The sequence below is a fragment of the Streptosporangium nondiastaticum genome (assembly GCF_003011965.1).
Taxonomy (GTDB): Bacteria; Actinomycetota; Actinomycetes; order Streptomycetales; family Streptomycetaceae; genus Streptomyces; species Streptomyces nondiastaticus.
In genome coordinates this window covers 1-21,883 of sequence record NZ_PXWG01000047.1, presented here as the reverse complement: position 1 = coordinate 21,883, position 21,883 = coordinate 1, and the positions used below count along the sequence as shown (strand labels likewise).

The following is a 21,883-nucleotide window of genomic DNA, read 5'->3' as shown; positions in this document are numbered from 1 at the left end:
CTCGTAGAGGAGAACGATCACTCGAAGCCTATGTACTCACCCAGCACGGGGGTATGTCCATGGCGCCTTCCGACATGTGATCGACATGCGCGCGTCATGCGGCGGGACGGCCGTCAACTCCTGAAGCCGCCTTCACCCCTTCTGTTTCCCGCCCCGGCGGCGCTACGGTCCGGCCGTGATCAGACAACGGCGGCTCGCCCGCATACCCTGGACATCACTCGTACTGGCGGCCGTGGCCGCCCTGTTGACGGTTCTCGTGTCACCGCCGGGCGGGGCGCAGGCCGCCCCGGCGCGCCGCGGGGAGAGCACGCCGGTCTACTCCTACGACCGCGCCGTCCGCGAATCCGTCTGGGTCGACACCCGGGTCGACTCCGACGGCGACGGCCGGACCGACCGGGTCGCCGTGGACATCATCCGGCCGCGGGAGGCGGCGGAGCAGGGCAAGCGTGTCCCCGTCATCATGGACGCCAGCCCGTACTACTCGTGCTGCGGCCGCGGCAACGAGAGCCAGAAGAAGACCTACGACGCGCAGGGCCGGCCCGTCCAGTTCCCGCTCTACTACGACAACTACTTCGTCCCGCGCGGCTACGCCGTCGTCCTGGTCGACCTCGCGGGGACCAACCGCTCCGACGGGTGCGTCGACATCGGCGGCCCGTCCGACGTCCAGTCCGCCAAGGCCGTCGTCGACTGGCTGAACGGCCGGGCACGCGGCTACACCACGCGCGGCGGGACCGCAGCGGCCACGGCCGGCTGGACCACCGGGGCCGTCGGAATGATCGGCAAGAGCTACGACGGCACCGTCGCCAACGCCGTCGCCGCGACGGGCGTCGAAGGCCTGAAGACCATCGTCCCCATCGGCGCCATCAGCTCCTGGTACGACTACTACTTCGCCCAGGGCGCGGCCCTCTACGACGGCGGCCCCGACGGGCTCTCCAACGGCATCGAGAGCTCCGAGGCCCGCGGCCGCTGCCAGGCCGTACAGCGCGCGCTCGTGGAGGGCGCCCCGCGCAACGGCGACCGGACGCCGCTGTGGGAGGACCGCGACTACGTCAAGGACGCCGGGAACGTGCGCGCCAGCGTGTTCGCCGTCCACGGCATGCAGGACCTCAATGTACGAACCAAGCACTTCGGTCAGTGGTGGGACGCCCTCGCGGAGAACGGCGTCGAGCGCAAGGTCTGGCTCTCCCAGACCGGCCACGTCGACCCCTTCGACTTCCGCCGCGAAACCTGGGTGCCCACCCTCCACCGCTGGTTCGACCACTACCTCCTCGGCTACGACAACGGCATCGAGCGCGAGTCCATGGCCGACGTCGAGCGCGCCCCCGACCAGTGGTCCACCGACCGCGCCTGGCCGCCGGCCGGCACCCGCGCGACCACGCTGCGCCCGGGCGCCGGGCCCGTCGATGGCGTCGGCACGCTCGGCCTGAAGCCCGCACCGGAGGGCGCCACCGCCGCGTTCACCGACGACCCGAAGCTGAACGAGAGCGACTGGGCCACGGACATCGACAAGCCCACGCCCGGCAAGGCCGGTTTCGTCACCCCGCCGCTCACCCGCGACCTGCGGCTCTCCGGCTCGTCGTCAGTGAGCCTGACCGTCACCCCGTCCACCTCCTCCGCCCACCTGTCCGCCGTCCTCGTGGACCTCGGACCCGCCACCATCCGCGACTACACGGACAAGGGCGAGGGCATCCGCACGCTGGCCGACCGCACCTGCTGGGGCAGCGGCACCACCGGTGACAGCGCCTGCTACAAGCGCACCGAGGCCTCGAAGGCCCAGGTCGGCCACACCGTCTTCAGCCGCGGCTGGGCCGACCTCGGCCACTGGGACGGCTCGGGCAAGGGCGGCCCCCTGACCCCCGGCGAGCCCTACGCCATGACGCTCGACCTCGCCGCCACCGACCACGTCGTCCCGGCGGGCCACCGCCTGGCCCTGATCGTCGCCGGCACCGACGCGGGCCTCATCGAACCCGCCTCCACCACCCCGCACGTCACGGTGGACCTCCACGACACCTCGGCGAGCCTGCCGCTCGTCGGCGGCTACGGCGCCTTCGTCCGCGCCACGTCGGGCGGCGGGCACGGCAAGCCCACGCCGCCGCGCGGGCTGGGCGTGCCGTCGCTCGTGCACGTGCCCTGACCCTGCCGGAACACGGCTCAGGCCGGGCCCGGCACCGGAGCACCGACCGGTGTCAGGCCCGGCTCCGCGCCAGGAACAGGCTGCTCGTCACCCTCACCCCGGCGCTCCCGCCGTCCTGTTCCACGGCCCGGCCCACGTCCCGGAAGAGCCGGTCGCGCAGCGCCGCCGGGAGCGCCCGGTAGCCGGAGAAGGAGGCGAGCAGCTCGATCAGCCCGGACGGCGAGCGTTCGTGCGCCGACTCGTACAGCCGGTGCTCCATGCCGGCGAAGCCGCCGTCCGCCTCCATCTCGCGCCACTGCCGTGCCCGGGGGCCGCGCCCGGCCGGGCGGGGGCGCGGATCGAGGATGGTGTAGGGCGGCACGGCCAGCCCGTACCGGGCGTGGACGGCCGTCAGCCGCTCGGCCAGGCGGAGGTCCTCCAGGTCCCAGTGGTTCCAGAAGAGGGCCACCGCACCGCCCGGCCGCAGGACCGCCCGCGCCCGCGCCCACCGCACCGCCGGGTCGACCCAGTGCCAGGCCTGGGCGCAGTACAGCAGCCCGTACGCCCGGTCCGGGCGCCAGGTCTCGAAGTCGGCGACCTCGACGGCGACGTGCGGCAGGCCCGTGCAGCGGCTGCGCAGCACCCGCGCCATCCGCGCGTCCGGCTCGACGCACGTCACCGGGGTGCCGCGCGCGGCGAAGGCGAGCGTCGCCTTGCCGGTCCCGGCGCCGACCTCGACGGCGGGGACGCTCGCGGGGAGGGCGGCGAAGTCCAGGACGTCCTCGACCAGCCGGTCCGGATAGCCCGGCCGCGCCGTGTCGTACTGCTCGGCGTCGTCACCGAACACCTGCCGCCGTTCCCGGTCGTGCTCCTCGGTCGCCATGCCGCCACTGTAGGACCGGGCGACAGGGCTCCGCAGACGGTCGGCGCCTTCCTATTTGCGGTGGCAGACGAACGTCCTGGTTCCGTCGTCGCCGGTCTGGATCACGGCGCTCGCGCACCCCTCCGGGCACCGCGGCGGAGCGGCGTGGGCGCTGCGCTGCCGGTCCGACGGGAAGCCGCACACCGAGCAGTACCACGTCGGCTTGTACGGGTACGTCACGTCCCACCACATCGCGTTGCGGCAGTGCGGGCACCGGACCAGAGGGGGGCCGTTCCGACCAGCGTTCATGGCCCGCATGCTGCCCCAGCGGGCGCGGGCCCGCGCCCGTTCCGGGAAGTTGTTCGCCCGTTCGGGCAGGGCCCCCGCCGCCTCCCCGGCGGCCGCCCCGAAAACCGGTACGGAAGCACCCGCGCCGCCGGTTAGAGTCGACGGGATATGAGTGCCACCCTCGTCGCCAAGAACCTGGCCGCCGGACACGGCGACCGCACCCTCTTCTCCGGGCTCGACCTCGTCGTCGCGCCCGGTGACGTCATCGGCCTCGTCGGGGCCAACGGCGCGGGGAAGTCGACCCTGCTCCGGCTCCTCGCGGGGCTGGGCCGGGCCGAGGAGGGCGGGATCTCCCTCAGCCCGCCGACCGCCACCGTCGGACACCTGCCGCAGGAGCCGGACCGGCGGCCCGGCGAGAGCGTGCGGGCCTTCCTGGCCCGCCGGACCGGCGTCGCGCAGGCCCAGGCCGAGCTCGACGCCGCCACCCAGGCGCTCGTGGAGGGCGCCCCCGGCGCCGACGACGCGTACGCCGCGAGCCTGGACCGCTGGCTCGGGCTGGGCGGCGCCGACCTGGAGGAGCGCGCCGAGGAGGTCGCCGCCTCCCTCGGCCTCGCCGTGGGCCTCGACCGCCCCATGACCAGCCTCTCCGGAGGACAGGCCGCCCGCGCCGGCCTCGCCTCCCTGCTGCTCAGCCGCTACGACGTCTTCCTCCTGGACGAGCCCACCAACGACCTCGACCTCGACGGGCTGGCCCGCCTGGAGTCCTTCGTCACCGGGCTCCGCGCCGGCACCGTCGTCGTCAGCCACGACCGCGAGTTCCTCACCCGCACCGTGACGAAGGTCCTGGAGCTCGACCTCGCCCAGCAGGAGATCCGGCTCTACGGCGGCGGCTACGCCGCCTACCTGGAGGAGCGCGAGACCGTCCGCCGGCACGCCCGCGAAGCCTACGAGGAGTACGCCGGCACCCGGGCCGGGCTGGAGGCGCGCGCCCGCACCCAGCGCAACTGGATGGAGAAGGGCGTCAAGAACGCCCGCCGCAAGGCCACCGACAACGACAAGATCGGCCGCAAGTTCCGCAGCGAGGCCACCGAGAAGCAGGCCGCCAAGGCCCGGCAGACCGAGCGGCTCATCGAGCGGCTGGAGGTCGTCGAGGAGCCCCGCAAGGAGTGGGAGCTGCGCATGGAGATCGCCGCGGCCCCGCGCTCCGGCGCGGTCGTGGCCACCCTGCGCGGCGCCGAGGTGCGCCGCGGCTCCTTCGTCTTCGGCCCCGCCGACCTCCAGGTCGACTGGGCCGACCGGATCGCCGTCACCGGCGCCAACGGCTCCGGTAAGTCCACGCTCCTCGCCGCGCTGCTGGGCCGGCTGCCGCTGGACGCCGGGCACGCCGCGCTCGGCCCGGGCGTCGTCGTCGGCGAGGTCGACCAGGCGCGCGCCCTGTTCTTCGGCACGGAGACGCTCCTGGAGGCCTTCGGCGCGGCCGTCCCCGAGCTCGCCCCCGCCGACGTGCGCACCCTGCTGGCGAAGTTCGGCCTGAAGGCCGACCACGTGCTGCGCCCGGCCGCCACCCTCTCTCCGGGGGAGCGGACGCGCTCGGCACTGGCCCTGCTCCAGGCCCGCGGCGTGAACCTCCTGGTCCTGGACGAGCCCACCAACCACCTCGACCTGCCGGCCATCGAGCAGCTGGAGTCGGCCCTCGCCTCGTACGACGGCACGCTGCTCCTGGTCACGCACGACCGCCGGATGCTGGAAGCGGTCCACACGACCCGCCGCATAGAGGTTTCACAGGGACGGCTTACGGAGCTCTGACACCGCCGCTCCCGAGTGTCCGAAAACAATCCCAGGTATAGGCCAAACCTTTCCCAAGAAGCACGGCCGTCCCGGCTGACCTGCCGCCCGCAAAAGCCCTGCGGCAGGCGGGACATCACGGTTTCTTGAGGCCGTACGGACTCTGTTCGATTTACGGAATGTTGGCACCGGGATACGAACCGGTTTCACGCGACCCGCCGTCTGTGGGTGCGGACGTCCGAAGGACGCCCGCACCACAACCGCACCACGGCATCAAGTGAGGCCGCCCCGATGTCCCACCCCACCGTCTCCGTACCCGGCACCCCGCACAGAACCCGGGCGCTGTACGGCGGCGCCCCGCCGGCACCGCCGCGCACCCTGCTCGACATCCTCGACGCCACCGCGGCGCGCCACCCCGGCGCCCCCGCCCTCGACGCCGCCGGGGAGGTCCTCACCTACCGGGCCCTGTGCGACGAGACCGCCCGCCGCGCCGCGTTCCTGCACCGCGCCGGCATCGGCCCCGGCGACCGCGTGGGCGTCCTCGCGCCGCTGGGGCGGCACGCCCTGCGGCCCGGGCCCGGCCGCCGGTCGCGGACGACTGGATTCCGGATCCGGGGCAGAGGCGGCGGCGGGCACGGCGGCCTGCCGCACCGCGGCGATCCGCTGGTTTCCGTGGGAGTCGGTGTGCTCCGTCACGCGTGGGGTTCCATCCGTCGGGACCGTGCGCCCGCTCGCGCGGGTGCACCGTGGGTCAGGCGCGTCGCAGATTGAGGAAGAGCTGGATCTCGGGTGGCACGTCCGTACTCGCCGGGGCGTACGCCAGCGAGTTCTCCCCGGCGACTTCGAAACCCGCTTCGCGCACGACCTGGCGCAGTTCGTCCCGCAGGTATCCGGATACCCGGATCGTGTTGCCCAGGAACGGGATCGCGTAGTCGTCCACATCGGCCTCGACCATCGACAGGGCGAGCAACCCGCCGGGTCTCAGCAGCGCGTGGAGCATCCGCAGCGCGTGCGGGATCTCCGCGCGGGGCAGCATCAGCAGCGAGAAGAACGCGGCCACGCCGTCGAAGGTGCCGAGGCGGCCGTCCCGCAGCTCCGCCAGGTCCTCCAGGTGGAACTCGGCCTTGGGGACGTTGCCGCGGGCCAGCTCCAGCATGCCGGGCGAGAGGTCGACGCCCACGACGTGGTGGCCCGCGTCGGTCAGTTGCCGCGCGGTCGGCAGCCCGGTGCCGCAGCCGAGGTCGAGGACGCGGGAGCCGGGCGGCAGGGCCGCCGCGAGCCAGGCGCCCGCGCCGAGCTGGCCCTCCTTGTGCGGGAAGGCCTCGTCGTAGCGGTGGCCGATCGCGTCGAACGCCTCCGCCTGCCCGCTCCGGTCCAGCCCCGGGCGGGCGTAGCCGTCGTAGTCCCGCCGGTTCTCGTCACCGCTCACGGCGCCCGCCCTCCCTGTGACCGTTGGCCGCATTTCCCTGAACAAGCGTCACATGCCGTGCTCTGTTCGTGCCGTGCTCGTGCCGTGCTGCTGTGCAGTACCGCGGAGGCCGATCCTACGGTTGCCCGGCGGGCCGGTGCCAAGCGGTTGGCCGCCTTGCCGTCGAATCCGCGCGGATCATGCCCGGATCCGGGCCGGGGAACGGTCCCAGTCGGCCGGCAGGGCGGGTACGGGCCAGGCCGGGTCGGGCCGCCAGTCCTCCCAGCCCGCGGCGAACGGCGCGGCCCAGGCCTCGATCCGCTCGACCGCGGCCCGGCCGGCGGCGCGCACCCGCTCGGCCTGCCCGGCGGACATCAGGCCCGCCTGCTGCGCCTGCGCGAACTCGTCCTCGTCCTTCCACTGCCAGCTGCGGTCCGGGTAGACGGCGATGTCGAGGAAGTGGTCCTCGGAGTCCACGCCGCCCGCCCAGCGGGCCAGCGGCTCCTCGAGGTTCACGTACCAGTTCTTGAAGCGCCAGTCACGGTCCCAGAACAGCCAGACCGACCACGGCTCGCCGGGCCGGGCGAGCTTCAGCACCCCGGTGCCGGACCACGCGGCGACCTGCGTGGTGCGGGGCTTGGTGTAGCGCGTGGCGAGCGGCTCCTGGTGCACCGGGGTGCCGTCGGCGAGCAGCGGCCGCACGCACGCGGTGCCCGGCGCGACCCAGACGGCGAGCAGGTCGGCGGTGTCCTGCACGACGGTGACGGGGCGGCAGATGTGGACGCGGTCGGTGGCATTGCCCCGGTAGCGCCAGAGGATCTGCTCCCCCGGCGCCCAGGAGGGTGCGCCTTCGCCCGCGCCTGCCGTCCCGACCGTCTCCGCGTCCGCATCCGCTGTCATGCGGAGATCCTAGGTGGCGGTGGTGAGGGCGCGCCGTGATGTGTGCCGCACGGACCACGGTTACCGGCGGACGCGTGCCCGGGGCGTCCCTACGGACGCGTCATCCGCAGCACGTCCAGCGCCTCGTCCAGCTGCTCCAGCGTCAGCAGCCCCCGCTCGACATAACCCGCTTCGAGGACGACCTGGCGGATCGTCTTCCGCTCCGCAAGGGACTTCTTCGCCACCTTCGCCGCCTCCTCGTAGCCGATGTAGCGGTTGAGGGGCGTGACGACGGACGGGGACGACTCCGCGTACTCGCGGGCGCGCTCCACGTTCGCGGTGATGCCGTCGACCGTGCGGTCGGCCAGCAGCCGGGAGACGTTGGCGAGCAGCCGCACCGACTCCAGGACGTTCTTCGCCATCACCGGGAGCATCACGTTGAGCTCGAAGTTCCCGGCGGCGCCCGCGGTCGCGACGGTCGCGTCGTTGCCGGTGACCTGGGCGGCCACCATCAGCACGGCCTCGCAGATGACCGGGTTGACCTTGCCCGGCATGATCGAGGAGCCGGGCTGCAGGTCGGGCAGGCTGATCTCGGCGAGGCCGGCCCGCGGGCCCGAGCCCATCCAGCGCAGATCATTGGCGATCTTGGTGAGGCCGACGGCGATCGTGCGCAGCTGACCGCTGGTCTCCACCAGGCCGTCGCGCGCGCCCTGCGCCTCGAAGTGGTTCCGGGCCTCGGTCAGCGGCAGCCCGGTCGTGCGGGCGACCTCGGCGATGACGGCGCCGGAGAAGCCGGGCGGCGTGTTGATGCCGGTGCCGACCGCCGTGCCGCCCAGGGGGAGTTCGGCCAGGCGCGGCAGGGAGGCGCGCAGCCGCTCGACGCCGTAGCGGACCTGCGCCGCATAGCCGCCGAACTCCTGGCCCAGCGTCACCGGCGTGGCGTCCATCAGGTGCGTGCGACCGGACTTGACGACCTCGGCGAACTCCTCCGCCTTGCGCTCCAGGGCCGCGGCGAGGTGCTCCAGCGCGGGGATCAGGTCGCCGGTGACGGCGGCCGTCGCCGCGATGTGAATGCTGGACGGGAAGACGTCGTTGGAGCTCTGCGACGCGTTCACGTGGTCGTTGGGGTGCACCGGGCTGCCCAGGCGCTCGCTCGCCAGGGTGGCGATGACCTCGTTGGCGTTCATGTTGGAGGACGTGCCGGAGCCGGTCTGGAAGACGTCCACGGGGAAGTGGTCGTCCCAGCGCCCCTCGGCGACCTCGCCCGCCGCGGACTCGATCGCCTCGGCCACGTCCTTGCCGACCACGCCGAGCTCGGCGTTGACCCTGGCCGCGGCGGCCTTGATCCGGGCCAGCGCCTCGATGTGCGCCCGCTCCAGCCGCTGCCCGCTGACGGGGAAGTTCTCCACCGCGCGCTGGGTCTGGGCCCGCCACTTGGCGTCCGCCGGGACCCGGACCTCGCCCATCGAGTCGTGCTCGACCCGGTACTGCTCACCATCGGTCATCGTCACTACCTCCTGACACACCAAGCGTTTGTCCGGTTCACGGTGTTCCCAAAAAGCACTACCGCCTAGTAAATACCGCGGGTAACAACTGAAATCGGGGAGGCACCATGACACGCAGACCCACCCTGCGCTGTTCACTCGCCGCCGTCGCCGCGTTCGCCGCGGCGTTCGGCGGCCTCGCTGTCGCCGGGCCGGCAGCCCACGCGGCCCACGCGCCGCACGCACCCCACCCCGCGACCCGCACCGCCGCCGCGGCGCCCCTCCCGCCAGAGCTGGAGAAGATCCGCGCCGCCGAGGCCGTCAAGCTCTACGGCGACGCCGCCGTGCGGCCCCTGGAGGAGCGCAAGTCCTCGCTGCTCTCGCTCGGCGACAGCGAGATCTCCGGCGAGGGCGTCGGCACCTACGAGCCGGGCACCAACGGCCCGGACAACTGGTGCCACCGCTCGCCCGACGCGGCCATCCACCGCACCGGCATCCCCGCGGACGTCACCTACAACGTCGCCTGCTCCGGGGCCTACACGGGTAACATCCGCATCGGCGGCTCCAAGCAGTACGCGGACGAGCTCGTCCAGAGCGACAGCCTCGCGATCAAGGCCCGCAACACCCGCGTGAAGCTGGTCCTGCTCGTCGCCGGCGCCAACGACGACCTGCAGTTCGGGCCCGTCATCACCGACTGCGTCACCCGCTACCTGACCCTGCAGGGCCCCTGCGAGCCCAAGTACGCCCCCGGCTGGCAGGCCCGCGTCGACGGCCTCGTGCCCAAGGTCGAGCAGACCGTACGGGACCTGCGCACCGTCATGAAGGACGCCGGATACGCCGACGGCGACTACAAACTCGTCCTCATGGGCTACCCGAGCCCCATCGGCCCCGACTTCGAGGACAACCCGTCCTTCCCCGGCAAGCTCCCCGGCGGCTGCGTCGGCTACACCTCCGACGCCGCCTGGGGCCGCAACGCCGCCGTGCCCGCCTTCGAGCGCGGCATGCGCAGGGCCGCCCGCGACACCGGAGCCCTCTACCTCGACAACTCCCGCCTCTTCCACGGCCACGAGGTGTGCACCGACAACACCTGGGCCCGCGGGCTCTACGTCGACGTGACCAACCCCTTCCCGCCGAACGAGAACTCCGTCCGGCAGTCCTTCCACCCCAACCAGCGCGGCCACGGCGCGTTCGCGTCCTGCCTGACCCAGCTCTACCGCACCGGCTGGCAGGAGGCCGGCTGCGCCGACCCCGCGAGCACGGGCACGCCCGTCCTGACCAAGGGCGCGTGGGACGACGCCTTCCGGCCCCTGAAGAACGAGGCCACGGGCACGTGCGTCGACGCCTACGCGGCGAGCAGCCGCAACGGGACCACCGTCGGCGGGTGGGACTGCACGGGCAACCGGAACCAGGAGTGGGCGTACGACTCCGGGACGAAGGCGTTGCGGACGGCGCTGTCGCACGACCGGTGCGTGGACGTTCCCGGCGGGAAGTACGCGGCGGGGACGGCCGTGGTGTTGTGGGACTGCCACGGGGGTGGCAACCAGCGCTTCACGCGCAGCGGTGACGGGTACCGGCCCGAGGCCGCGCAGGACCTGTGCCTGACGCTGGCGTCGGCGAAGGACCCCGTACGGCTGCAGAGGTGCGACGGGTCGGCGGGGCAGCGTTTCGTCTGACGCTCCGACGGGGCCGTTCGCGCAGTTCCCCGCGCCCCTTAAGGGGCGCGGGGAAGTGTCGATCTGCGGCTCCGCCGCGCGGGCGCGATCAGCCACAGCCGGCCGTCGGCGTCAGGAACTCCGCACCGGAATGGACGTGAACGTCGGTGCCGGGGCCGGGTCGACGAAGAAGTCGTTGCCCTTGTCGTCCACGACGATGAACGCCGGGAAGTCCTCGACCTCGATCTTCCAGACCGCCTCCATGCCGAGCTCCTCGTACTCCAGGACCTCGACCTTCTTGATGCAGTCCTGCGCGAGGCGGGCCGCCGGGCCGCCGATCGAGCCGAGGTAGAAGCCGCCGTGGCTGCCGCACGCGTCGGTGACCTGCTTGCTGCGGTTGCCCTTGGCGAGCATCACCTTGGAGCCGCCCGCGGCCTGGAACTGCTCGACGTAGGAGTCCATGCGGCCGGCCGTCGTCGGGCCGAAGGAACCGGACGCGTAGCCCTCGGGGGTCTTGGCCGGGCCGGCGTAGTAGACCGGGTGGTCCTTGAGGTACTGGGGCATCTCCTCGCCCGCGTCCAGCCGCTCCTTGATCTTCGCATGTGCGATGTCGCGGGCCACGACGAGCGGTCCGGTCAGCGAGAGCCGGGTCTTCACGGGGTACTTGGTCAGCTCCGCGAGGATCTCGTCCATGGGGCGGTTGAGGTCGATGCGGACGACGTCGCCCTCCGACTCCAGGTGCTCGTCGGTGGTCTCCGGGAGGAAGCGCGCCGGGTCCGTCTCCAGCTGCTCCAGGAAGACGCCCTCGGGCGTGATCTTCGCGAGCGCCTGGCGGTCGGCGGAGCAGGAGACGGCGATGGCGACCGGGCAGGACGCGCCGTGGCGCGGGAGGCGGACGACGCGCACGTCGTGGCAGAAGTACTTGCCGCCGAACTGGGCGCCGATGCCGATCTTCTGCGTCAGCTCGAAGACCTTGTCCTCCAGCTCCTTGTCGCGGAAGCCGTGGCCGAGCGGGGAGCCCTCCTCCGGCAGCTCGTCCAGGTAGTGCGCGGAGGCGTACTTGGCGGTCTTGAGCGCGTACTCGGCCGAGGTGCCGCCGACGACGATGGCCAGGTGGTACGGCGGGCAGGCGGCCGTGCCGAGCGAGCGGATCTTCTCCTCCAGGAACTTCATCATGCTCGCCTCGTTGAGCACGGCCTTCGTCTCCTGGAAGAGGAAGGACTTGTTGGCCGAGCCGCCGCCCTTGGCCATGAACAGGAACTTGTAGGCGCCGCCGTCGGTCGCGTACAGCTCGATCTGCGCGGGCAGGTTGGAGCCGGTGTTCTTCTCGTCCCACATGGTCAGCGGGGCCATCTGCGAGTAGCGCAGGTTGAGCTCGGTGTAGGCGTCGAAGATGCCGTGCGAGAGGGCCTTCTCGTCCTCGCCCCCGGTCAGCACGTTCTGGCCGCGCTTGCCCATGACGATGGCCGTGCCGGTGTCCTGGCACATCGGGAGCACGCCGGCGGCCGCGATGTTGGCGTTCTTCAGCAGGTCGAGGGCGACGAAGCGGTCGTTCGGGGACGCCTCGGGGTCGTCGAGGATCTTCCGCAGCTGCGCGAGGTGGGCGGGGCGCAGGTAGTGCGAGATGTCGTGCATCGCCTCGGCGGCCAGCTTGCGCAGCGCCTCGGGCTCCACCTTGAGGAAGGTGCGGCCGTCGGCCTCGAAGGTCGACACGCCCTCGGAGGTGACCAGGCGGTACGGAGTGGTGTCCTCGCCCAGGGGCAGGAGGTCCGTATAGGCGAACTCAGAGGCAGACATGTGCGGCAAGTTCCTCACTCGGCAGGCAGTGGTGGCTGGCGTCCTCGACAGCGTCTACCAGCGTAGGCCGCGCGCGGGGGAGCGGTCTTGTGAGGTAAGGCTCACCCGCGCGGCACCCGCCCCTATCGCGATCTATCGCGATTGGCTACTCTGCTTGCCGTGGAAGAGCCATCGTTCGAAAAGCACTCCCTTGAGAAGCGCCCCCAGCAGGGCGCGCCCGGATCCGCTCCGGCCCCCGCGCCGCCCGCGCTGCGCGCCTCCGACGCCGACCGCGACCGGTTCGCGGACATCCTGCGCAACGCCATGGCGGAGGGGCGGATCACCGCCGAGGAGCACTCCGAGCGGATCGGCGAGGTCTACCGCGCCAAGACGCTCGGCGAGCTGGAGCCGCTGGTGAGCGACCTGCCGCAGGCCGGCCGGGCCGAGCCGGCGGCGCCCGCGCGCCCCTACGAGGCCTCGGCGTACTCCCCCGGCGCGGCCCCCGCGGAGAACCTCGTGGCGGTCTTCGGCGGCGCGACGCGCAAGGGGCGCTGGCGGGTGAGCCGGCGCACGAACGCGTTCGCGCTCTTCGGCGGGATCGAGATCGACCTGACCGAGGCGGTCTTCGAGCAGCAGGAGATCGTCATCAACGCCACCGCCGTCTTCGGCGGCATCGAGATCAGGGTCCCGGAGAACGTGACCCTGCGCTCCACGGGCACCGGGATCTTCGGCGGCTTCGACGTGAAGACGGTCGAGGCGCCGGACCCCGACGCACCCGTCGTCTCCCTCACCGGATTCGCGGTCTTCGGCGGCGTGGACGCGAAGCCGAAGCGGGGCAAGCGGCTCAAGAACCTTCGCGCGGGCGGCTGATGGCGGTCCGCGCGGCGGCCCTCAGGAGCCCCGCGCGGCCTGTTGCCGGAAACTTACTGCGGGTTACCGCGTTCCGCTCATGGCAACGGTGTGAATAAGCACGCGCACAGCGGGTAAAGCTTGGTGCATCGTCTCTCGTACGGCTGCCGGTGCGAATGGCCGTGCGCAGTGGAGGCGGGCAAGGGTGACTCAACCGGCCAAGCAAAAGCCGTCGTCAGGAGTAGACCGTGCTGCTACCGCATCAGCCCCTGCAGGAAGCCGCCGTACCGTCCCCGCGGATTTCGTCCGCGCGGGATCAGGCCGGCCCCTGGCATTCGGAGGCGGTGTGCCGCCGGGATGAAGCCGGGCTCTTCTTCGCACCATCCAAGGAGCCGACGGCTGCCCGCTTGTCGCGTGAAGAGGCGGCCAAGCGCGTGTGCGCGCGATGCCCCGTGATGGTCGAGTGCCGCGAGCACGCCTTGCTGCAGCCGGAGCCTTACGGGGTGTGGGGCGGTCTGACCGCCGCCGAGCGCCGGGTGGTGCTGGCCCGCCGGCGCCGCCGCGAGGCGGAGCTGGCGCGCGCCACGCGGGTCGCTGCCGCGGGCTGAATTCCGTGATCTGCGGGGGCTGACGTCCTCGATCGCCGGGCAGGCTCAGGATTGAGCCTGCCCGGCGATCGAGGGCACGGGGCGGAGCGGGCCGCCCGCGGGGCGTCAGCTGGGACGCTCGAAGTCCACCGTGCTGTAAGCGCGAAGCTTCGAAAGGCGGTGCGTGGAGTCGATCTGCCGGATCGTGCCCGACTTCGACCGCATCACCAGCGACTGCGTCGTCGCCGTCTCCGCGCGGTACCGCACCCCGCGCAGCAGCTCGCCGTCGGTGATGCCGGTCGCCACGAAGAACACGTTCTCGCCGCTGACGAGGTCGTTCGTCTCCAGGACGCGGTCGAGGTCATGGCCCGCGTCGATCGCGCGCTGCCGCTCCTCGTCGTCCTTCGGCCACAGCCGGGCCTGGATGGTGCCGCCCATGCACTTCATCGCGCAGGCCGCGATGATGCCCTCCGGCGTGCCGCCGATGCCCAGCAGCAGGTCCACGCCGGTGCCCTCGCGGGCCGCCATGATCGCGCCGGCGACGTCGCCGTCGGCGATGAACTTGATGCGGGCGCCCGCCTCGCGGATCTCCTTGACCAGGCCGTCGTGGCGGGGCCGGTCCAGGACGACGACGGTGACGTCCTCGGGCGAGGAGTGCTTCGCCTTGGCGATCCGGCGGATGTTGACCGCGACCGGCGCGGTGATGTCGACGAAGTCGGCCGCCTCGGGGCCGGTGACCAGCTTGTCCATGTAGAACACCGCGGACGGGTCGAACATGGTGCCGCGGTCGGCGACGGCCATCACGGACACGGCGTTGGCCATGCCCTTGGCGGTGAGGGTCGTGCCGTCCACCGGGTCGACGGCGACGTCGCACTCCGCACCGGTGCCGTCGCCCACGCGCTCGCCGTTGTAGAGCATGGGGGCGTTGTCCTTCTCGCCCTCGCCGATGACGACGACGCCGTTCATCGACACGGTGCCGATGAGCGCGCGCATGGCCTTGACCGCGGCACCGTCCGCGCCGTTCTTGTCACCCCGGCCGACCCAGCGGCCCGATGCCATGGCGCCTGCTTCGGTGACCCGGACGAGCTCCAGGGCGAGGTTGCGGTCGGGGGCCTCGGGGCTGACCTCGAGCTGGGACGGCAGATGATGCTCGGTCATCGGAGCGCAACCTTTCTGTACGGCGACGGCCGCAGGGACCCCTCTCCCCCGAAAGGGGCAGAAGGTGAGGGTGCTGATGACTTTATCTGCTCACTGCGAGAGTGAGCAGGGGGCCCCACGCATGAGCGGCGTCAAGGCTCCCGGAGGGGCCGCCGGAAGATCGGGCCGGCCATGGGGGACGATGGGGGCGTGGCAGGTAGGAATCCCAAGGCGCAGACCGTACGGAACATGATGCTCGCGATGGCGGCGGTGATCCCCGTGGCCTTCGTCAGCTATGTCTTCATCCCGCACGACGAGAACAAGGACCCGGTGCGCACCGTCGACTACCGGGTCGAGCTCGACACGGCACGGCGCGCGGCGCCGTACCCGGTCGCGGCCCCCGCCGGGCTCGGCGGCGACTGGCGCGCCACCTCCGTCTCGTACAAGGCGGGCGGCAAGGAGGGTTCCGTCTGGCACCTGGGCTTCCTCGACCCGGACACCGAGTACGTGGCCGTGGAGCAGAGCGACGGGCCGCCCGGGGCCTTCATCGACGACGCGAGTCAGCGCGCGGTGAAGACGCCGAAGACGCAGCGCGTCGGCGATGCCACGTGGCGGCAGTACGAGGGCGGGAAGTACAACGCGCTGGTGCGGGAGGAGAAGGGCGTGACCACGGTCGTCACCGGGACCGCCTCCCACGAGCGGCTCATGCAGATGGCCGCCGCGCTCAAGGCCGAGAAGGGCGCCGTGAAGGGCGCCGGGAACGGCTAGAGCGCGACGGCCGGGTGCTGCCGGTGTCCCGCGCCGGACTGGGCGCGGGACCGGGTGCAGGGCTGAGCGCGGGGCTGGGCGCGGGGCTCAGACGGTGGTGACGACCTGCTCGTAGGACAGGCGCGGCGAGCGCGGGCGGTAGGCGCCCTCCTCGGCCGGCTTGCCGATGTTGACGATCATCAGCGGCGTGTGGTCGTCGTCCAGGAACTCCTTCTGGACGCCCGCGAAGTCGAAGCCGGTCATCGGGCCGGCGGCCAGGCCGGCCGCGCGGATGCCCAGGATGAAGTAGCCGGCCTGCAGCGCGCCGTTGGCCGCGGCGGACTTCTCGCGGACGGGGCGCTCCGCGAAGAACACGTCCTTGGCCTGCGGGAAGGCCGGGAACAGCGTCGGCAGCTCCTCGTGGAACTCGTTGTCCGTGGCGAGGATCGCGACGAGCGGGGCCTTCACGGTCTTGTCGCGGTTGCCCTCGGCCATGAGGGGCGCGAGGCGCTCGCGGGCCTCCTCGGAGCGGATCAGCACGATGCGCAGCGGCGACTGGTTGAACGCGGTGGGGGCGTACTTCACCAGGTCGTAGATCGCCTGGATCTGCTCGTCGGTCACCGGCTCGGCGGAGAAGGCGCCGGCCGTGTGGGCCTCGCGGAAGAGCAGGTCCTGAGCGGCGGAGTCGAGGGCGAGGGACATGGGGCACCTACTTGCGTGTGAAACGGGGAGGCTTGCGCTCCCCACTGTACGACAAGTGGATGAAAATTCAACTGAAACTTCAACAAGTGGCGGCCGGGGGTCGCCGGGCCTCTCCGCCCGTGATGACGTAAGGCCTGGTCAGGCCTGCTCTTCGGAGCCCTCCGAGCCGCCCCCGGCCGCTTCCGCCGCCGCCTCTGCTGCCTCTTCTGATTCCTCCGAGGCCAGCGCCGCGTCCAGCCGGGCCCGCGCGCCCTCCAGCCAGCGCCGGCACACCCTCGACAGCTCCTCGCCCCGCTCCCACAGGGCCAGCGACTCCTCCAGCGTCGTGCCGCCCGCCTCCAGGCGGCGCACGACCTCGATCAGCTCGTCGCGAGCCTGCTCGTACCCCAGCGCATTCGTCGCCGCATCCGTTGTCGTCGCCATGGCCACCAGCCTATGCGGGGGGTCCGACAGCGGGCCCCGCGGCGGAGCCGGTGACCGGCCGCACCGTGAACTCGCCCTCCGCGACCCGGGCCCGCAGCTCCTCGTCCGCGCTCACCTCCGCCGCGGCCCGCACCACCGAGCCGTCCGCGTGCTGCAGCACGGCGTAGCCCCGGCGCAGCGTCGCCGCCGGGGAGAGGGCCACCACGCGCGCGTGCGTGTGCGACAGCTCCGAGTCCGCGCGGTCCAGCAGGTGGCCCAGGGTGCGGCGGGCCCGGTCGGTGAGCGCCTCGACGTGGGCCTCGCGCTCCTCCACCATCCGCTGCGGGCGCTGCACGCACGGCCGGGCCCGTACGGACGCCAGGCCGCGCTCCTCGCGGTCCAGGTGCGCCGTGACGCAGCGCAGGGCCCGCTCGCGCAGCTGGCGGACGCGGGCCAGCTCCTCGCCGACGTCCGGCACGACGCGCTTCGCCGCGTCCGTCGGCGTCGACGCACGCAGGTCGGCGACCAGGTCCAGCAGCGGCGAGTCCGGCTCGTGGCCGATCGCCGACACCACCGGGGTGCGGCACGCGGCCACGGAGCGGACCAGGCGCTCGTCCGAGAACGGCAGCAGGTCCTCCACGCTGCCGCCGCCGCGCGCCACGATGATCACGTCCACGTCCGGGGCCCTGTCGAGCTCCTCGACGGCCTCGATGACGCGCGGCACCGCGTGGACGCCCTGCACGGGCACGTTGCGGACCTCGAAGCGGACCGCGGGCCAGCGGTGCCGGGCGTTCTCCAGGACGTCCCGCTCGGCGGCCGAGGCCCGGCCGCACACCAGGCCGATCAGCTGCGGCAGGAACGGCAGCGGCCGCTTGCGGTCCGCCGCGAACAGGCCCTCCGCGGTGAGGGACCGCTTCAGCTGCTCCAGCCGCGCCAGCAGCTCCCCGACGCCCACCGGCCGGATCTCCGCCGCCCGCAGGGACAGCTGGCCGCGCGGCGCGTACCACTCCGGCTTGGCGTGCACGACGACGCGCGCGCCCTCCGCGACGATGTCGGCCACCCGGTCGAAGACCGCGCGGTAGCAGGTGACGGACAGCGAGATGTCGTGCGCCGGGTCGCGCAGCGTCAGGAAGACGACGCCGGCGCCCGGGCGGCGGGAGATCTGCGTGATCTGCCCCTCGACCCACACCGCGCCGAGCCGGTCGATCCAGCCGCCGATGAGCCGCGACACCTGCCCGACGGGGACGGGGGCTTCGGGGGACGTGTTGAGGGCCATGAGGGCGAGCGTAGTGGGGGGCGCTGACACCGTACGGGTCCGGTTCGCCGCGTATTCCGCCGGCGCTTCGGCCATCGGTTGAGAGGCCCGGCCTCTCAAGACCGCCGCAGCGGCGCGCAACCACCGCGGCGCGGTCCGGCGGTGCCGGAGTCCGCTCAGCCCTGCACTGGCGATCCCCGCGGAGCGGCTCCGCGGTGCCGGAAGCCGCTCAGCCCCGCACTAGCGATCCCCGCGGAGCGCCTCCGCCCCCAGCACCCCCAGCCCCGCCACCAGCCACAGCCCGCCCACGATCTGGGCCGTGGCCGATGCCTTGGCGATGACCGCGATGACCACGGCCAGCCCCAGCAGGGGCACCACCACATGCCGTACGGGTCTCAGCTCGCGACCCCGTCCGCGGACCGCGAACCAGCCGATCACCGACAGGTGCAGCAGCGCGAAGGCCACCAGCGCCCCCACGTCCACCACCGACACCAGCCGGTCCAGCCCGTCGTCCCGCCGCGCCGCCCACACCGCCGCCAGCAGGTTGACCACCGCCGCCCCCAGCACGGCGACGCGCGGGACGCCCGACGCCCGGTCCACCTTCGACAGCACGCCCGGCAGCCTCCGGTCGCGGGCCATCGCGAACAGCAGCCGCCCCGACGCGGCCTGCCCGGCCAGCGCCGCGAACGCCGCCCCGACGGCCTTGCTGACCGCCACCAGGTCGTGCAGCCAGGGGCCCGTGGCCGAGTCCACCGTGTCGTAGAACGCCGAGCCCTGCGCGGCCGGCTTCGCGGCCAGCTCCGCCGGCGACATGGGGGCCAGCAGCGCCGCCAGGTAGGTCTGGACGACGAAGAGCACGCCCGCCACGACCAGGCAGGTCAGGACCGCCCGCGCCACCCGCTCCGACCCTCCCGCCGCCTCCTCCGCGAAGGCGGCGATCGCGTCGAAGCCCAGGTACGACAGCACCGCCACCGACACCGCCGCGACCACCGCCCCCGTGGTGAAGCCGGCCTCGCCGGTCAGCGGCGACAGCCAGTCCCGCTGCGCCCCGCGGTCCGAGAGCGCGAAGATCGCGCAGACGACGAAGACCACCAGGACGGCGACCTCCATCGCCAGCACCAGGAAGCCGACGACGGCGGCCGTCCGCACGCCGGCGAGGTTCAGCGCGGTCGTCACCGCCACCGCGACGGCCGTCCACACCCACTGCGACACCGACGGCACGAGCGCGTGCAGCGCGATGCCCGAGAAGAGGTAGGCCACCGCCGGGATCAGGAGGTAGTCCAGCAGGGCCATCCAGCCCGCGACGAACCCGGCGCCCTCGCCCAGGCCCACGCGCGCGTAGGTGTAGACCGAGCCGGCCTGCGGGGCGACCCGCACCATCTGCGCGTACGAGAAGGCCGTGAAGGCCATCGCGACGGTCGCGACGACGTAGACCAGCGCCACCGCCCCGTGCGACTTCGCGTCCAGCGTGCCGAAGATGCCCACCGGCGCCATGGGGGCGATGAAGAGCATCCCGTAGACGACCAGGTCGCGGAAGGTGAGGGTGCGGTGGAGCTTTCCGCCGGTGCCGCCGGGCGCTGCGGTCACGGGTGCGGTCATGGGCTTGCCCCTAGAAATGACGGAGTCCGGAACTGGCGGAATCGCGGCTTCCGTCATCCTGCCCCACCCGGCCGCCCGCCGCCGGTCGGCACCGCGGGCCCTTACGATGGACGGCATGACTGCACCCACCGCCCGCAAGGTCCTCCTCGCCGCCCCCCGTGGCTACTGCGCGGGTGTGGACCGCGCCGTGATCGCCGTCGAGAAGGCCCTGGAGCAGTACGGCGCCCCCGTCTACGTGCGTCATGAGATCGTCCACAACAAATACGTGGTGAAGACCCTGGAGAAGAAGGGCGCGATCTTCGTCGACGAGACGGCGGAGGTGCCCGAGGGCAACATCGTCATCTTCTCCGCGCACGGCGTCGCCCCGGTCGTCCACGAGGAGGCCGAGCGCGGCAAGCTCGCCACCATCGACGCCACGTGCCCGCTGGTCACCAAGGTCCACAAGGAAGCCGTCCGCTTCGCCAAGGAGGACTACGACATCCTCCTGATCGGCCACGAGGGCCACGAGGAGGTCATCGGCACCAGCGGCGAGGCGCCCGACCACATCACCCTGGTCGACGGCCCCGGCGACGTGGCGGGCGTCGAGGTGCGCGACCCGGACAAGGTCGTCTGGCTCTCCCAGACCACCCTCTCGGTCGACGAGACGATGGAGACCGTCGGCGCGCTGCAGCAGAAGTTCCCCAACCTGATCTCCCCGCCGTCGGACGACATCTGCTACGCCACGCAGAACCGGCAGACCGCGGTCAAGCAGATGGGCGCCGACGCCGATCTGGTGATCGTCGTCGGCTCGAAGAACTCCTCGAACTCCGTCCGCCTGGTCGAGGTCGCCCTGGGCGCCGGCGCCAAGGACGCGCACCTCGTGGACTACGCCGAGGAGATCGACGAGGCCTGGCTGGAGGGCGTCTCCACGGTCGGCGTGACCTCGGGCGCCTCCGTCCCCGAGATCCTCGTCGAGGGCGTCCTGGAGTGGCTCGCCCAGCGCGGCTACGGCGACGTCGAGACCATCACCTCCGCCCAGGAGAGCATCACTTTCTCCTTGCCCAAGGAGCTCCGCCGCGACCTGCGCGCGGAGGCGGCCGGGAAGCTGGCCGGGGGCGAGTCCGCCTAGGGACGCCGCCCGGGAAACCCGGTCGCGGGCACCCCTGCGCACATGGCCACCACGCCGTAGCGTGGTGGCCATGAACGTATTCGGCGTGGACATCGGCGGATCGGGCATCAAGGGCGCGCCGGTCGACGTGACGCGGGGCGAGCTCACCGAGGAGCGCTTCAAGGTGCTCACTCCCCGCCCGGCCACCCCGGACGCGGTCGCGGCCTGCGTCCGGCAGGTCGTGGAGCACTTCGGGCGGCCCTCCGGGACCGTCGGGGCGACGTTCCCCGGCGTGGTCGTCGGCGGCACGACCCGTACGGCCGCCAACGTCGACAAGGCCTGGGTCGGCTGGGACGCGGCCTGGCTGCTCGGCGAGCAGCTCGGCGTCCCGGTCACGGTGATCAACGACGCCGACGCGGCCGGGCTGGCGGAGATGACCCACGGCGCCGGCCGGGGCCGCAAGGGCACCGTGATCATGCTGACCTTCGGCACCGGCATCGGCAGCGCCGTCTTCAGCGACGGCAGGCTCGTGCCCAACACCGAGCTGGGCCACCTGGAGCTGCAGGGCCACGACGCGGAGACCCGCGCCTCGACCCGCGCCAAGGAGGAGGAGGGCCTGAAGTGGCACCACTGGGCGCGGCGCGTGGAGCGCTACCTCGCCCACGTGGAGATGCTGTTCTCGCCCGAGCTGTTCATCATCGGGGGCGGGGTGAGCCGCAAGGCGAACAAGTTCCTGCCGCTGATCGAGGGCGTCAGCGCCGAGATCGTGCCTGCTGAGCTGGAGAACAACGCGGGGATCGTGGGGGCCGCGATGGCCGCTGCCGCTGCAGCCGGCGCAGCCGTGCCTGTTTCCGCCGTCTGACGAGCGCGATCCGGCGGCCGAGCGCGACGAGCGCGGTCAGCAGCGTGCCCGCGTAGAGCCAGCCCGCGTTGAGCGACAGCAGGGTGACCAGGCCCATGACCCTGCTGCCCGCGCCGCCCCCGGCGTCCACCAAGGGCACCGCCCCCACCGCGAAGGCGATGGGGGCGGCGACGGGCGCGGTGGCCAGGTCGGCCGGGCGCACCCACAGGGCGCACACCGTGCCCGCCAGCAGGAAGCAGATCCCGTAGAAGGCGGGGGAGCCGCCCGCCCGGGAGTCCAGCCAGCCGGTCCCGAGCATCCACACGGTGGTCAGCAGTCCGCTGCCGAGCCCGGTCAGCCGGGGCGCGGGCAGCCGCCCCAGGCCCCGCAGCCCCGGGTCTGCGGGCCCGCCGCGGGGCCGGCGGAGGCC

21 protein-coding genes are annotated in these 21,883 nt (G+C 72.7%); 9 read left to right on the top strand and 12 right to left on the bottom strand.

Going from position 1 to position 21,883, the window contains the following annotated elements; all coding sequences use genetic code 11:
* Window positions 1-175 precede the first annotated feature (175 nt).
* Window positions 176-2,134, top strand: a complete 1,959-nt coding sequence (locus tag B7P34_RS18570) for a Xaa-Pro dipeptidyl-peptidase (RefSeq protein WP_223267982.1) — start codon at window positions 176-178, stop codon at window positions 2,132-2,134.
* Between the two features lie 52 nt (window positions 2,135-2,186).
* On the opposite strand, the gene B7P34_RS18565 is transcribed toward B7P34_RS18570, so the two are convergent.
* Both B7P34_RS18565 and B7P34_RS18560 read right to left on the bottom strand, forming a co-directional pair.
* Window positions 2,187-2,996: a class I SAM-dependent methyltransferase gene (locus tag B7P34_RS18565; RefSeq protein ID WP_106677895.1), complete on the bottom strand. Its 810-nt coding sequence runs from the start codon at window positions 2,994-2,996 to the stop codon at window positions 2,187-2,189.
* A 51-nt stretch (window positions 2,997-3,047) separates the two neighbouring features.
* Entirely contained in the window at window positions 3,048-3,284 is a 237-nt protein-coding gene (locus B7P34_RS18560; RefSeq protein WP_146166850.1) for a hypothetical protein, read from the bottom strand.
* A gap of 147 nt (window positions 3,285-3,431) precedes the next feature.
* Between B7P34_RS18560 and B7P34_RS18555 the strand changes: the two genes are divergently transcribed.
* Window positions 3,432-5,069: an ABC-F family ATP-binding cassette domain-containing protein gene (locus B7P34_RS18555; RefSeq protein WP_106677893.1), complete on the top strand. Its 1,638-nt coding sequence runs from the start codon at window positions 3,432-3,434 to the stop codon at window positions 5,067-5,069.
* A 270-nt stretch (window positions 5,070-5,339) separates the two neighbouring features.
* Window positions 5,340-5,819: an AMP-binding protein gene (locus B7P34_RS18550; protein ID WP_106677891.1), complete on the top strand. Its 480-nt coding sequence runs from the start codon at window positions 5,340-5,342 to the stop codon at window positions 5,817-5,819.
* On the opposite strand, the gene B7P34_RS18545 is transcribed toward B7P34_RS18550, so the two are convergent.
* From B7P34_RS18545 to B7P34_RS18535, 3 genes are all read right to left on the bottom strand, one after another.
* Window positions 5,800-6,477 (bottom strand): class I SAM-dependent DNA methyltransferase, encoded by a 678-nt coding sequence (locus B7P34_RS18545; protein ID WP_106677889.1) that lies wholly within the window; start codon window positions 6,475-6,477, stop codon window positions 5,800-5,802. The genes B7P34_RS18550 and B7P34_RS18545 overlap by 20 nt on opposite strands.
* 177 nt (window positions 6,478-6,654) lie before the next feature.
* Window positions 6,655-7,356 (bottom strand): cytidylyl-2-hydroxypropylphosphonate hydrolase, encoded by a 702-nt coding sequence (fomD, locus tag B7P34_RS18540; protein WP_106677887.1) that lies wholly within the window; start codon window positions 7,354-7,356, stop codon window positions 6,655-6,657.
* 89 nt (window positions 7,357-7,445) lie between these two features.
* Window positions 7,446-8,840 (bottom strand): class II fumarate hydratase, encoded by a 1,395-nt coding sequence (locus B7P34_RS18535; protein ID WP_106677885.1) that lies wholly within the window; start codon window positions 8,838-8,840, stop codon window positions 7,446-7,448.
* Between the two features lie 107 nt (window positions 8,841-8,947).
* Here B7P34_RS18535 and B7P34_RS18530 point away from each other — a divergent pair, with 107 nt between their 5' ends.
* Window positions 8,948-10,492, top strand: a complete 1,545-nt coding sequence (locus B7P34_RS18530) for a ricin-type beta-trefoil lectin domain protein (protein WP_106677883.1) — start codon at window positions 8,948-8,950, stop codon at window positions 10,490-10,492.
* A 111-nt stretch (window positions 10,493-10,603) separates the two neighbouring features.
* Here B7P34_RS18530 and B7P34_RS18525 read toward each other — a convergent pair whose 3' ends face one another.
* Entirely contained in the window at window positions 10,604-12,268 is a 1,665-nt protein-coding gene (locus B7P34_RS18525; RefSeq protein ID WP_106677882.1) for a fumarate hydratase, read from the bottom strand.
* A 159-nt stretch (window positions 12,269-12,427) separates the two neighbouring features.
* Between B7P34_RS18525 and B7P34_RS18520 the strand changes: the two genes are divergently transcribed.
* A complete protein-coding gene (locus tag B7P34_RS18520; protein WP_106677880.1) occupies window positions 12,428-13,117 on the top strand; it encodes a DUF1707 SHOCT-like domain-containing protein in 690 nt (229 codons plus the stop codon).
* Window positions 13,118-13,344: 227 nt separating this feature from the next.
* Window positions 13,345-13,704: a WhiB family transcriptional regulator gene (locus tag B7P34_RS18515; RefSeq protein WP_030367536.1), complete on the top strand. Its 360-nt coding sequence runs from the start codon at window positions 13,345-13,347 to the stop codon at window positions 13,702-13,704.
* A 105-nt stretch (window positions 13,705-13,809) separates the two neighbouring features.
* On the opposite strand, the gene glpX is transcribed toward B7P34_RS18515, so the two are convergent.
* On the bottom strand, window positions 13,810-14,841 hold the full coding sequence (gene glpX, locus B7P34_RS18510; RefSeq protein ID WP_030367537.1) for a class II fructose-bisphosphatase: 1,032 nt from the start codon (window positions 14,839-14,841) through the stop codon (window positions 13,810-13,812).
* A 189-nt stretch (window positions 14,842-15,030) separates the two neighbouring features.
* On the opposite strand from glpX, the gene B7P34_RS18505 reads away from it, so the two are divergent.
* Window positions 15,031-15,588: a DUF4245 domain-containing protein gene (locus B7P34_RS18505; protein ID WP_106677879.1), complete on the top strand. Its 558-nt coding sequence runs from the start codon at window positions 15,031-15,033 to the stop codon at window positions 15,586-15,588.
* Window positions 15,589-15,675: 87 nt separating this feature from the next.
* On the opposite strand, the gene B7P34_RS18500 is transcribed toward B7P34_RS18505, so the two are convergent.
* From B7P34_RS18500 to B7P34_RS18485, 4 genes are all read right to left on the bottom strand, one after another.
* Window positions 15,676-16,269, bottom strand: a complete 594-nt coding sequence (locus tag B7P34_RS18500) for a malonic semialdehyde reductase (protein ID WP_106677878.1) — start codon at window positions 16,267-16,269, stop codon at window positions 15,676-15,678.
* A 138-nt stretch (window positions 16,270-16,407) separates the two neighbouring features.
* On the bottom strand, window positions 16,408-16,692 hold the full coding sequence (locus B7P34_RS18495; RefSeq protein ID WP_106677920.1) for an exodeoxyribonuclease VII small subunit: 285 nt from the start codon (window positions 16,690-16,692) through the stop codon (window positions 16,408-16,410).
* Between the two features lie 10 nt (window positions 16,693-16,702).
* Window positions 16,703-17,947 carry an exodeoxyribonuclease VII large subunit gene (gene xseA, locus B7P34_RS18490; protein WP_106677876.1) on the bottom strand — a complete coding sequence of 415 codons (1,245 nt, stop codon included), beginning with the start codon at window positions 17,945-17,947 and terminating at the stop codon, window positions 16,703-16,705.
* 219 nt (window positions 17,948-18,166) lie between these two features.
* A complete protein-coding gene (locus tag B7P34_RS18485; RefSeq protein ID WP_106677875.1) occupies window positions 18,167-19,525 on the bottom strand; it encodes an APC family permease in 1,359 nt (452 codons plus the stop codon).
* A gap of 115 nt (window positions 19,526-19,640) precedes the next feature.
* On the opposite strand from B7P34_RS18485, the gene B7P34_RS18480 reads away from it, so the two are divergent.
* Entirely contained in the window at window positions 19,641-20,633 is a 993-nt protein-coding gene (locus B7P34_RS18480; RefSeq protein ID WP_223267981.1) for a 4-hydroxy-3-methylbut-2-enyl diphosphate reductase, read from the top strand.
* 70 nt (window positions 20,634-20,703) lie between these two features.
* Window positions 20,704-21,474 (top strand): polyphosphate--glucose phosphotransferase, encoded by a 771-nt coding sequence (ppgK, locus tag B7P34_RS18475; protein ID WP_106677872.1) that lies wholly within the window; start codon window positions 20,704-20,706, stop codon window positions 21,472-21,474.
* Here the strand turns inward: ppgK and B7P34_RS39740 are convergent.
* Window positions 21,365-21,772 carry a DUF6542 domain-containing protein gene (locus B7P34_RS39740; protein WP_353620251.1) on the bottom strand — a complete coding sequence of 136 codons (408 nt, stop codon included), beginning with the start codon at window positions 21,770-21,772 and terminating at the stop codon, window positions 21,365-21,367. The genes ppgK and B7P34_RS39740 overlap by 110 nt on opposite strands.
* Window positions 21,773-21,883 lie beyond the last annotated feature (111 nt).